This window comes from Mycobacterium shottsii (genome assembly GCF_010728525.1).
Taxonomy (GTDB): Bacteria; Actinomycetota; Actinomycetes; order Mycobacteriales; family Mycobacteriaceae; genus Mycobacterium; species Mycobacterium marinum.
On the sequence record NZ_AP022572.1, the window covers coordinates 2,021,467 to 2,033,070 of the forward strand.

Sequence of the window (11,604 nt, forward strand, 5' to 3'; positions counted from 1 at the left end):
CATCTTCGACCGGCGTTTCGTTGGCCACAGCTGCTTCCTTCAAGATGCAATTACGATACGGTAGGTAGCGTTATGAAAGCGGACCCCTCTTCCCTTGACAAGGCCCCCGGCGCCGGGCGGCCGCGGGATCCCCGCATCGACTTTGCCATTTTGAGCGCGACCATGGAACTGCTTGTGCAAATCGGCTATTCCAACCTCAGCCTGGCTGCTGTCGCGGAGCGGGCGGGCACCACCAAGTCTGCGTTGTACCGGCGGTGGTCGAGCAAGGCCGAGCTGGTCCATGAGGCCGCGTTTCCGGTGACGCCCAGCGCGCTGTCGGCTCCGGCCGGCGACTTCGCCGGGGATATCAGGATGATGGTCGCGGCGACGCGCGATGTCTTCACCACCCCGGTGGTTCGAGCCGCATTGCCGGGGCTGGTCGCCGACATGACCGCGGACGCCGACCTCAACGCCCGGGTGCTGTCGCGTTTCACCGAGTTGTTCGCCACGGTGCGTATCCGGCTGCAGGAGGCCGTCGACCGTGGCGAGGCGCATCCCGACGTGGATCCGAACCGGATGATCGAATTGATCGGGGGAGCCACGATGCTGCGGGTGCTGCTGTACCCGGACCAGATGCTCGACGAGGCGTGGGTGGATCAGACCACCGCGATACTCGTGCATGGTGTGACCCGGTGACGGGTGCGCTCGCCGGGCGGGCGGCCATCGTCACCGGCGCCAGCCGTGGGCTGGGGCGCGCCATTGCGCTTGCCTTGGCCGCCGAAGAGGCCGCCGTTGTCGTGGCCGGGCGTACCGAGCAGGTGTGGGACAGCCGCTTGCCCGGAACCATCGGTGACACCGTCGCCCAGATCGAGGCGGCAGGGGGACGTGCGGTGGCGGTGCGCGCCGATCTGACCGACCGCGACGATGTCGCGGCGCTGGTGACGGCGGCGCGGGACAGCCTGGGCCCCATCACAATTCTGGTGAACAACGCCGCGTTCACCGCCCCCGGACGGCCACCGGTGCCCGGTGCGGCACCGCGCGCCAAATCCAGCAGAGCCGCGGTCGCCAAGCCGGGCTGGCCCGGATCCGTCAGCGTCCCGTTGGCGGCGTACCGCCGGCACTTCGAGACTTCGGTTTTTGCCGCATACGAGTTGATGCAACTGAGCTGCCCCGACATGATCGCGGCCGGGGCCGGCTCGATCATCAACATCACTTCGGTGGCATCCCGGCTACCCGGCGACGGGCCCTATCCCGACCGCAGCGGCGGCGTCCTGCCCGGATACGGCGGCTCCAAAGCCGCGCTCGAACACCTGACCCAATGTGCGGCTTTCGATCTCGCCGACCACCACATCGCGGTGAACGCGCTGGCGCCTTCGAAGCCGATTCCGACCCCCGGGGCTGTCCTATTACGCACGCGAATTCGATGACACCGCTTCGGCGGAGGAATTCGCGCGAGCGGCCGTGGTGCTGGCGTCGGTGGATGCCGACCTGGTCACCGGGCGCACCATCGGCCATCACGAAGTCCTCGACGGTAGCTTTCGGGCGTTCGGGCGCGACTAGCGCCCAGGGCGCCGAGGCGGCCAGCGATATTGTGCGTGTTCCTGGCGGCGGGGACTCCTGACGTGCAACTATGAACAAAGACCATGCCGCAGATGGCGGCAGGCAGGTGTGTGCCGATGCCCGGAATTGACAAGCCGACGGGACGCGTTGTTGCGCTGATCGTGTTGCTGATTCTGGTTGCCGCTGCCCTGCGCGGCTATCTCCCGGACGACGATGGCACCTCGCACACCGAACCGGCCAACAGCCGTCCGGCGCTGGTATTCGTCATAGCGGTCTTGAGCGGCAGTGTCGACTTGATGGCATTCGCCATCATTGCGCGGCTGCGGGATCCGCGGGCAGTGGTGCCCAGCGCGGGGGACCTCGCCCAAATGCTTGGCGGCGGACACCGACGAACCAGTTGGCGGGTGTTGCCGATCGGACTAGGGCGTGTCTGCTTAATGTGAATGGTGTTTTGGCTGATGCTGTTTGGGTGATGCGGACGCATGCGATTTCTGATGATTTGTGGTCGCTGATCGTGGCGGTGTTGCCTGCGGGGCGGCGGCGTGGCCGGCCGTGGAACGATCATCGACGTACTCTGGAGGGCATTATCTGGCGTTACCGTACGGGATCTCCGTGGTGTGACCTGCCCGAGCACTTCGGTCCCTGGCAATCGGTGGCCGAGAGGCATCTACGCTGGTCGGTCGATGGCATCTACGCGCGGATCTTCGCGGCGATCGCCTCTGACCTCGACGCCGAGGACGCCGACCTGGGCGCACTGTTGTCGGTCGATTCGACCAGTGTGCGCGCCCACCGACACGCAGCCGGAGCGCGCCCGGGCGCCGCACAGGGGATCTGTCGAATTACAAGAAATATCTCGATGAGCCCGATGACCACGCCATTGGGCGTTCCCGCGGCGGGCTGACTACCAAGATCCACGCCTTGACCGACCAGCTGTGCAGTCCGGTCACCCTGGCACTGTCGGCCGGTCAAGCCGGTGATAATCCGATGCTTTGGCCACTGCTGGCCGCCCGGCGCAGCAACTCATACGCCCCGTTTCACCTGCTGGCGGACAAGGCGTACTCCCATGACTCGACGCGGGCACAGCTGCGCCGGCTCAAGATCGCCCATACCATCCCCGAGCGCAGCGACCAGATCACCCGCCGCAAAGCCAAAGGCCGCAACAGAGGACGGCCTCCGGGGTTCTCAGGCCGAATCTACAAGCACCGCAACACCGTCGAGCGAAGCTTCAACCGGCTCAAACACTGGCGCGCGGTCGCCACCCGCTACGACAAATACGCCCTGACCTACCTCGGCGGTGCCACCCTGGCCGCCATCATCACCTACCACCGCGTCCGCAATTAGCAGACAGGACCTAGCGGTGATTGCCGCCTATCTACTGCTCACGCTGCTGCTGTCGCGCCTGTTTACCCCGGACGAAGTCGTGCAGTCGGCGCCCGCTTCCGATCCCGGCGTGCCGGCGCCGACCGGCGACGGTGCGCCCAGGCCGCAACACCCACAACAGCCTTCCGACGACAACATCAATACCCTCGAAATTCTGCTCGCAGCAACAGCCCCGTTGCTCATGACCATCCTGGCTGCGGTGGCGGTTCTGTGGCGGCGCCGATGGCGTGCCGAGACCTCCAATACCCACACCGACGTTGCCGGCGAATCCCCGGACCCGCCGCAACGTTCGCAGCTGCTGGTGCGGGCGGCCAAAGTCGGACTGGCCGAGATGGCCGACCTCGAGCGCGATCCACGCGAGGCGATCATCGCCTGCTATGCGGCCATGGAACGCGAACTGGCCAATGTCCCCGCGGCCGCGCCGCAGGACTTCGACACCCCAACCGAGGTGTTAGCGCGCGCAGTGCAACATCATGCGCTGCAGGCCGATAACGCCGTACAGCTGGTGAACCTGTTCGCTGAAGCGCGGTTCAGCACGCATGTCATGAACGAGGGCCACCGCGAGATGGCGGTGCGCGTTCTGCGGCTAGTGCTCGACGAACTCGCGGCGCCCGTGGGTGCCTCGACCGGCCGAGGCGATGAAATGTGAAAAGGCTTATTGTGCTGGGCGTTTTGCTCATTGTCGCGGTGGAGTTGCTGACGCTGGCCGTGCGTGACCACCGACTGGTCCTGGCGGCATCGGGGGTGGCCGTCGCCCTTGTGCTGCTCAACATTCGTCGAGTGGTAGGGCACGCAATGGCGCCGCCGGCCGAGACGGACCCCGATGATGTGGGCGACGGACTGCGTCGCTGGCTGTCGGGTACCGAGACCACGATCCGTAGGTCGGAATCCACCCGGGCGGACTGGGACCGGCATTTGCGTCCGATGCTGGCGCGACGATACGAAATCGCGACCGGGCAGCGGCAAGCCAAAGATCCGGCGGCATTTCACGCCACCGGGAGCATGCTGTTCGGGGAGGACCTGTGGGAGTGGGTCAATCCGAACAATGTCGCGCGCACCGGGGATCGCCAGCCCGGTCCCGGCCGTGCGACCCTCGAAGCGATACTGCAGCGGTTGGAGCAGGTGTGACAGGCCCTTGGCATCGGGAGTTGAAGCGGGAGCGGATGTGAGCCGAACATGACCATGCCGGCCGCGCTGACGACCGCTGCCTGCGAGGCGGTGATCGACGAGATCGAACGCGTCGTGGTCGGCAAACGCGCGGCACTGACCCTGATACTCACCGCGGTACTGGCTCGGGGCCACGTTCTCATCGAAGACCTCCCCGGCCTGGGTAAGACGTTGATCGCGCGCTCGTTTGCCGCCGCGTTGGGGGTGGAGTTCAAACGGGTGCAGTTCACTCCCGATCTGCTGCCGGCAGACCTGCTCGGCTCCACCATCTACGACATGCAATCGGGTCGCTTCGAGTTTCGGGCGGGGCCGATCTTCACCAACCTGCTGATGGCCGACGAGATCAATCGCACGCCGCCCAAGACCCAGGCAGCGCTGCTGGAGGCGATGGCCGAAGGACAGGTCAGTATCGACGGCCAAACGCACAAGTTGCCCATGCCGTTCATCGTGTTGGCCACGGACAACCCGATCGAGTACGAGGGCACCTATCCACTGCCGGAGGCGCAGCTGGACCGGTTCGCCATCCGGCTCGAACTGCGCTACCTCTCCGAACAGGATGAGACGGCGATGCTGCGGCGCCGGCTCGAACGCGGGTCAGCCGAGGCGACGGTGAACCAGGTGGTGGACCTGCACGACCTGTTGGCCATGCGGGAATCGGTCGAGCAGGTGACCGTTCACGACGATGTCTTGCACTACGTGGTGTCGCTGGCCACCGCGACCCGCAACCATCCGCAGGTCGCCGTCGGTGCCAGCCCTCGGGCCGAACTCGACCTGGTCCAGCTCTCCCGTGCCCGGGCGCTGCTACTCGGGCGCGACTATGTGATCCCCGAAGACGTCAAAGCGCTGGCTACCGCGTCAATCGCGCACCGGATCACCTTGCGTCCGGAGATGTGGGTGCGCAAGATCCAGGGAGCCGATATCATCGCAGAACTGTTGCGGCGCTTGCCCGTTCCGCGCACCAATGCGGGAAGCCGATGAGCGACGGCGCGATGTGATCCAAACTCGTGATGTCGAGTTGCGCTGGCGTGCTTCGCCACTGACGCTGTCCGTCGCCACGTGCGCCGGAGTGGCCCTGGCCGCCGCCGTCATTGCCGGCCGGTGGCAACTGATCGCGTTCGCGGCGCCACTGCTCGGCGTGCTGTGCTCGATCTACTGGGAGCGGCCGGTCCCGACCGTTCATGTGCACGCCGAGCCCGATCTGCAGCGTTGCTTTGAAGACGAGCGGGTGAGCGTGAAGGTTTGGGCAACAGTGGATTCGGCGGCCGGGGAGGGGAGCGAGGCGGTCCTGGTCACCGTCCGGGCGCCGGCCGGCATGCAGCTCGACATCGACGAGTCGAGTTCACGCCAGGCAAAAAGCGTTGAGGTGGTGACACAGCGGTGGGGCCGCTATCCTATCGAGGCGCGCGTCGATGTCGTCGCGCGCGGCGGGCTGTTGATGGTCGATGGGACGGTCGAGGCCGCCCAGGTGGTCGTCTTTCCGCTCACACCGCCGCAGCCGACGGCCATTCCACAGACCGAGCTGCTGGACCGGTTGGGTGCCCACCTCACCCGGTACATCGGCCCAGGCGTCGAATACGCCGACATTCGCCCCTACGTTCCGGGGGACCAGCTGCGGGCGGTGAACTGGGCGGTCAGCGCGCGGCGCGGACGTTTGCATGTGACGCAACGGTTGACCGACCGTGCCGCCGACGTCATCGTGCTGATCGACACTTACCGGCAGCCGCCGGGCCCGGCCAGCGAAGCCACCGAGCGAGTAGCGCGCGGGGCGGCTCAGGTGGTTCAGACCGCCCTGCGCAATGGTGATCGGGCCGGGATCATCGCGCTGGGCGGCAATCGCCCGCGGTGGATGGGAGCCGACATCGGCCAACGCCAGTTCTATCGGGTGCTCGACACCGTGCTCGGTAGCGGCGACCGGTTCGAGAAGACGACCGGGACACTCGCTCCGCGTGCCGCCGTTCCGGCCGGGGCCATTGTCATCGCGTTCTCCACGTTGCTGGACACCGAATTCGCGCTGGCGCTGATCGACTTGCGTAAGCGGGGCCATGTCGTGGTTGCCGTGGACGTACTCGACAGCGCTCCTTTCGAGGGGGAGCAGGACCCGCTCGTGGTCCGGATGTGGGCGCTGCAGCGTGCCGGGATGTATCGGGACATCGCAACGGTGGGCGTCGACGTACTCGACTGGCCGGGAAACCGCGCACTCGAGCAGTCGATGGCGGCCTTGCCCGATCGCCGCCGTCGGATCCGCGGACGGCTGCGGGGGAGCGCCTGACATGGGATCGGTGGCCGGAACCGGCAGTCGAGTCCTTTCCCCGGTATTCGGGCTGCTGATGGTGGGCGCCGCCGGTGCCGGAGCTCGCGGGCCGGTAATCGTCGCTCTGGCCGGAGCCGTCATTGCCTTGGTAGCGGGAATCTTGGTGCGTGCGGCGGCAACGGTTGCGGTATTGCTGACGGTGCTGGCGCTGGTGTTGTCGGCGCCGTCGCAATTGCTTGCCGCACTGTGTGGCCTTTGCGCCGTGGCCTACCTGGTGAGCCGGCACGCGGCCGGGGATCCCGCCGGCGTCGCGATGGCTACCTGGCCGACTATCGTTGCCGCCCTTGGATTTGCGTTCGCAGGCCTGGCGGCCACCGCATTTCCGCTGCAGGTGCCGTGGTTGCCATTGGCGGCGCCGTTGGCGGTGCTGGCAATCTATGTATTGGCCACCCGTCCGTTTCTGCACTGAACGTTTTTGCGGCGCCGGCGAGGATTGCGGGCCGGCGCGGACCGGCGTATTTCCGGCACGTAAAAGAAATTTCGCGAAACCCCGGATATCGGACTCCGATTTTCCTAGAGTCCTGTTCTACAGGCTGGGTCCAGGGGCCGACCGTCTGAGCAGGGCCAGATATGGACGTGTCCGGGTGCGGGGCCGCGGTCTGTAGCGACTTCGAGAAAGGGATGGGCTGATGAGCTTTGCGGTGTTGCCTCCGGAGATCAATTCATTGCGAATCTTCGCTGGCGCGGGGTCCGCGCCGATGTTGGAGGCAGCGGTGGCCTGGGATGGGCTGTCGGCAGAGTTGGGGACGGCGGCGGAGTCGTTCGCATCGGTGACCTCGGGATTGACGGGTCAGGCGTGGCAGGGCGCGGCGGCGAAGGTGATGGCGGCGGTCGCGGCGCCCTACTCGAGTTGGTTGAGTGCGGCGGCGGCGCGGGCGGTGGGGGCGGCCGGGCAGGCCAAGATGGTGGCGTCTGCGTTTGAGGCGGCGCGGTCGGCGATGGTGCATCCGCTGGCGGTGGCGGCCAATCGCAACGTGTTTGTGCAGTTGGTGATGTCGAATCTGTTCGGTCAGAACGCGCCGGCGATCGCGGCGACCGAAGGCACGTATGAGGAGATGTGGGCCGCGGACGTGGCCGCGATGGTCGGGTATCACGGTGGCGCCTCGGCTGCCGCGGCGGGGCTGCCGTCGTGGCAGCAGGCGTTGTCGGGGTTGCCCGGCATAGGTCAAGCGGCGGCGGCGCCCGCGGCAGCGTTGTTCAACTTGCCTACCGTCAACACTGGCCTGGGCAACTCGGGCCAGTGGAATCTCGGCGGCGGAAACAACGGCTCGTTCAACCTGGGCAATGGCAACATCGGCAATACCAACTTCGGTAGCGGCAACAACGGCAACCTCAACTTCGGCGGCGGAAACTTGGGGAACGGAAACTTCGGTCTCGGCAACTTTGGGAGCGGAAACTTCGGCAACGCCAACGGCATGGACCCCGTGTCGTTCAGCACCGGGAACAACATCGGTGACGCAAACCTCGGTGCCTTCAACCTCGGCAGCGCCAACATCGGTTTGTCCAACATCGGGTTGGCGAATATCGGAAATAACAACTTCGGATTCGGCAACGTGGGTAACAACAACATCGGTTTCGGTCTCACCGGAGATAACCAGGTCGGCATCGGTTCGTTGAACGCGGGCACCGGGAATTTCGGTTTCGGCAACTCCGGTGACAACAACATCGGATTCTTCAACTCCGGCAGCGGCAACGTCGGGGTGTTCAACTCCGGGGACGGCAACGCCGGTTTTGGCAACTCCGGCGGCGTGAACTCCGGCTTCTGGAATTCAGGCGGGCTCAACACCGGTTTCGGTAACGCGGGCGCCAACAACCTCGGTTTCAGCAACGCGGGCTCCAGCAATGTGGGTGATAGCAATGCCGGTGGTTCAAACATGGGCTCCGGTAACGCCGGCTACAGCAACACCGGTTTCTTCAATTCCGGGGGCTCAGCCACGTTCATCGGTGGGAACACGGGATTCTTCAACTCGGGTGACCTCAACACTGGCGGCGGCAACGCCGGCAGCGTCAACACCGGCTTCCTCAACTCGGGTGACTTCAACACCACCGTGGGCAGCGCCGACACCCCAGCCGGTGCCACCCAGTCCGGCTTCAACAACACCAACGATGCGACGTTCGGCGGCGGCGTATCCGGCTTCCAGAACATGAACACGGGCTTCTTCAGCGTCGGCTCGGGCTTCGGGAACACGGGTGAGTATCAGGTCGGCTTCAACAATGCCGGGACCGGATTCAACACCGGAGTCGGGAATACCGGCTCGTTCAACACGGGCTTCAATGTGACGGGTTCGGGTAGTTCGGGCTTCGGGCACTCCGGCGACGGCAGCTCCGGTCTTGCCAACTCGGGTGATAGCTCATCAGGAGCGTTCAACGAAACCGACAACACGGCGGGCTTCTTCGGGCAGTCCTAGGGGCTCCCGTATCGGAAGATCCGTCCGGCGTCTCCGCGCCAGCCATTGGTCACGCCCGGTGGCGCCCAGCAATCTGCGCTGCCTAGTCGGTTGCTCATGAGGCGCGTGCCCGTGCACACGGTCGAAGCGGGCGCTGTTCACGTCGCCCACCGTCAACGCCGGCTCGGGCAAACGCTGGCGAATGGAACTTTGGCGGCGAAAGCATCGGCCCTTGAATTTTATTGGTTCACTGAAAACCGGCGGCAGAAATATGGGTTCGGCAACCCTGGGAACAGCAATATTTGAGTTTCAACTCCGGAGACCAAATGTGGGCTTTTCCAATCCGGGAGATGGCCACCCGGTTTGCCGCAACGGTGGCGCGGAGAATGCGGGCCATGACAATTCCGGCGATTACAACGCGGGTTCTAAAAGCGCAGGCAACCGCAATGTCGGGGATTTCCACTCAGCTAGCGTGGGTCTCGGGAAGCCCGCACTGGTGAAGCTGCAGTGCCCATGCCCATGCCCATGCCCATGCCCATGTCGCTTGGTGCCGCGGTGAGGGTGGCGGGGCGGTTTGGTAGGAGCCGGTGCACCGACGGCCACCGCCACAACGTCGGGCCGGCCATGCGGGCTGGGATATTTCGGTGGCCGCGCCAATGCACGCGAGAAATTGAAATGGCATTCTGGAATTGTGTGCACGATCGGCAGCCGGATTCCAGCAATTTCTCGTGCAATTGCCCAGAAACCGACGGAATTTGACAGAACCGCTGGCAAAGCGGCAAGTTTTGCCTACAGTCTATTGCTACTGGTCGAGCGGAGCGCATGGCCACGCGTCATGGCAAACCGCCGCGGACAGACGCTTGGTGTGGTTCACGGAAGGACTGAGTGATGAGCTTCTTGCTGCTGCCGCCGGAGATCAATTCGGTGCGGATGTTTGCCGGTGCTGGGGCTGCGCCGATGTTGGATGCCGCGGTGGCCTGGGGTGGGCTGGCTGAGGAATTGGGGACCGCGGCGCGGTCGTTTGAGTCGGTGACTTCGGGGCTGGCGGGTCAGGTCTGGCAGGGTGCGGCGGCCGCGGCGATGGCAGCTGCGGCGGCGCCCTATACGGGTTGGTTGAGCGCGGCTGCGGCGCGTGCGGTGGGGGCTTCGGCCCAGGCCAGGGCGGTTGCCGAGGTTTTTGAGGCGGCGCGCTCGGCGATGGTGCATCCGGTGGCGGTGTCGGCCAATCGCAATGTGTTTGTGCAGTTGGTGATGTCGAATCTGTTTGGGCAGAATGCGCCGGCGATCGCTGCGACCGAAGGCGCCTATGAGCAGATGTGGGCCGCGGATGTGGCGGCGATGGTGGGCTATCACGGTGGGGCGTCGGCGGCAGCGGCAGCATTGCCGTCCTGGGAGGCGGGGCTACAGCAATGGATCTCGGGCCTACCGGGGGTAGGTGAGCTACAGGCCGCCGCATCGGCAATTCCCGCTTTCAACCTGGGGCTGGGCAATATTGGCGACTTCAACCTGGGCAACGGCAACACCGGGGATAACAACCTGGGCAGCGGCAACATCGGCAACCTCAACCTTGGGAGCGGAAACACCGGCGGCTCCAACGTCGGCAGTGGCAACTACGGCGACGGAAACCTGGGCAGCGGCAACTACGGCAATTCGAATCTGGGTAGCGGAAACGGGGTGCTCTCATCGGTCGGCAGTGACAGTAATGTCGGCAGTGGCAACCTCGGCAGTCACAACTTCGGCAACGGTAATACCGGCAGCAGTAACATCGGCAGCGGAAATATCGGCGACACCAACCGCGGCTTTGCCAACCTTGGCAGCAACAACTTTGGCTTCGCCAATCTCGGAGATGGCAACGTGGGGTTTGCCAACACCGGTAACAACAACATTGGCTTTGGGCTCACCGGCGACAACCAGATGGGCATTGGCGCGTTGAACACCGGACTCGCCAACACGGGTTTTGGCAACTCGGGAAGCAACAACATCGGGTTCTTCAACTCTGGTGATCACAACGTGGGCTTCTTCAACTCGGGCAACGGTAACTACGGCTTCTTGAACTCCGGTGATACCAACACGGGATTCGAAAATTCCGGCAGCGTCAATACGGGCGTTCAGAACGCTGGTGCCGCCAACTTCGGCGCCTGGAACGCGGGAGGCGGCAATTTCGGTTTCGGCAACGTTGGCGGCGGCAACTTCGGCTTCGGAAACTCGGGCCTGTCGAACACCGGCAGCTTCAACGCTGGCGACGTCAACACCGGTGACTTCAACTCGGGCAGCACCAACACCGGATGGGGGAATTCGGGGGACATCAATACCGGTCTGCTCAATTCGGGCAACCTGAACACGTCCATCGCGAGTTCCGCCACCCAGGCTGGCCCGAACTCGGGCTTCGGCAATACCGGTACCGGACTCTCCGGCTTCAACAACTCCGGTGTCGATACCTCCGGTATCCAAAACGCCCAGTACGAAACCACCAAGACGCTTCCGCCGCCGGCGCCGCCGTTCCCCATTCATTTCAACCAGGGGACATCGGGCTTTTTCAACATGGGCCCCGGCACCGCGGGCATCGGTAACTCCGGGGGCGGCCTCAACAGGGGGCTGTTCAACAACGGCTTTCTGAACATCGGTATCGCAAACTCCGGTGACAACGGTTTTGTGTACGTGGCGCCGTTATTCGCCATTTCGTTCACCTCGGGCGTCTTCAGCTCAGGAGCCTTCACTTCGGGCTTCTTCAACACCATGGACAACCAGTCGGGGTTCTTCCACCTCTAGCCCGCTGGTAGGGGCGATTACCCCCGTGAGTCGCCAGCCGGGTCACCCCAC

Annotated in this window: 8 protein-coding genes and 4 pseudogenes; all 12 read left to right on the plus strand. The window is 64.8% G+C overall.

The features are described from left to right. Nucleotides 1-72: 72 nt before the first annotated feature. Nucleotides 73-675 (plus strand): TetR/AcrR family transcriptional regulator, encoded by a 603-nt coding sequence (locus G6N41_RS09550; RefSeq protein ID WP_012393258.1) that lies wholly within the window; start codon nt 73-75, stop codon nt 673-675. Continuing rightward, a pseudogene (locus G6N41_RS09555) lies at nt 672-1,539 on the plus strand (SDR family NAD(P)-dependent oxidoreductase). Before G6N41_RS09550 ends, G6N41_RS09555 begins: the two are co-directional and overlap by 4 nt. Nucleotides 1,540-1,655: 116 nt before the next feature. Next, nucleotides 1,656-1,961: pseudogene (locus tag G6N41_RS09560) on the plus strand (DUF4129 domain-containing protein); the annotation flags it as partial. A 47-nt stretch (nt 1,962-2,008) separates the two neighbouring features. Beyond that, nucleotides 2,009-2,880: pseudogene (locus G6N41_RS09565) on the plus strand (IS5 family transposase). Continuing rightward, a complete protein-coding gene (locus tag G6N41_RS09570; RefSeq protein WP_231608895.1) occupies nt 2,834-3,568 on the plus strand; it encodes a DUF4129 domain-containing protein in 735 nt (244 codons plus the stop codon). The pseudogene G6N41_RS09565 and the gene G6N41_RS09570 overlap by 47 nt, the downstream one beginning before the upstream one ends. After that, nucleotides 3,565-4,047: a hypothetical protein gene (locus tag G6N41_RS09575; protein ID WP_198967213.1), complete on the plus strand. Its 483-nt coding sequence runs from the start codon at nt 3,565-3,567 to the stop codon at nt 4,045-4,047. Before G6N41_RS09570 ends, G6N41_RS09575 begins: the two co-directional genes overlap by 4 nt. Before the next feature lie 48 nt (nt 4,048-4,095). After that, nucleotides 4,096-5,064 carry an AAA family ATPase gene (locus G6N41_RS09580; protein ID WP_198967214.1) on the plus strand — a complete coding sequence of 323 codons (969 nt, stop codon included), beginning with the start codon at nt 4,096-4,098 and terminating at the stop codon, nt 5,062-5,064. Nucleotides 5,065-5,077: 13 nt separating this feature from the next. Then, nucleotides 5,078-6,355 (plus strand): DUF58 domain-containing protein, encoded by a 1,278-nt coding sequence (locus tag G6N41_RS09585; protein WP_198967807.1) that lies wholly within the window; start codon nt 5,078-5,080, stop codon nt 6,353-6,355. A 1-nt stretch (nt 6,356) separates the two neighbouring features. Then, a complete protein-coding gene (locus G6N41_RS09590) occupies nt 6,357-6,806 on the plus strand; it encodes a hypothetical protein (RefSeq protein WP_198967215.1) in 450 nt (149 codons plus the stop codon). Nucleotides 6,807-7,026: 220 nt separating this feature from the next. Continuing rightward, a complete protein-coding gene (locus tag G6N41_RS09595) occupies nt 7,027-8,805 on the plus strand; it encodes a PPE family protein (protein WP_198967216.1) in 1,779 nt (592 codons plus the stop codon). An 867-nt stretch (nt 8,806-9,672) separates the two neighbouring features. Further along, nucleotides 9,673-10,162, plus strand: a pseudogene (locus G6N41_RS29965) (PPE family protein); the annotation flags it as partial. A 2-nt stretch (nt 10,163-10,164) separates the two neighbouring features. Further along, nucleotides 10,165-11,553 (plus strand): beta strand repeat-containing protein, encoded by a 1,389-nt coding sequence (locus G6N41_RS09600; protein WP_407663801.1) that lies wholly within the window; start codon nt 10,165-10,167, stop codon nt 11,551-11,553. The last annotated feature ends 51 nt before the right edge of the window (nt 11,554-11,604 follow it).